This is a genomic window from Blastococcus sp. SYSU D00669 (genome assembly GCF_054050715.1).
This window is the reverse complement of sequence record NZ_JBJGZV010000094.1, coordinates 1-514: the sequence shown is the minus strand read 5'-3', so window position 1 is coordinate 514 and position 514 is coordinate 1. Positions and strand designations below refer to the sequence as shown.

Here is a 514-nt window from a genome sequence, read left to right as displayed (position 1 = left end):
GTCGACGTCGAAGTCCTGCCCGTCGAGGCTGAACACCCCGCTGACGACGGCCTTCTCGATGCGCGCGGTGCTCATCGCGCGACTCCGGACTCGTTCCGCTCCACGCTCGTTCCTCGCTGCGATGCTCGCGCGCGCGTCGTTCTCGCGGCCATCGTCAGAAGACCACGACCGAGCGCAGGACCTCACCGGCGTGCATCTTCTCGAACGCGGCCTCGACGTCGGTCAGCGCGATGGTCTCGGTGACGAAGTCGTCGAGCGGGAAGCGGCCCTGCAGGTACAGGTCGACCAGCATCGGGAAGTCGCGGGAGGGCAGGCAGTCGCCGTACCAGCTCGACTTGATCGCCCCACCCCGGCCGAAGACCTCGATCGCCGGCAGGGTGATCTGCATGTCCGGGGTGGGGACGCCGACCATCACCACCCGGCCGGCCAGGTCGCGGGCGTAGAAGGCCTGCTCGAACACCGCCGGGTGGCCGACGGCGTCGATCGCGACGTCGACGCCGAAGCCGCCGGTGAG

Annotated in this window: 1 protein-coding gene; it reads right to left on the bottom strand. The window is 69.6% G+C overall.

Annotated elements, in window-relative coordinates; translation table 11 throughout:
* Positions 1-154: 154 nt before the first annotated feature.
* The coding region (locus ACI8AF_RS27545; RefSeq protein ID WP_456542972.1) for a zinc-binding dehydrogenase at positions 155-514 on the bottom strand (360 nt) is incomplete at its 5' end.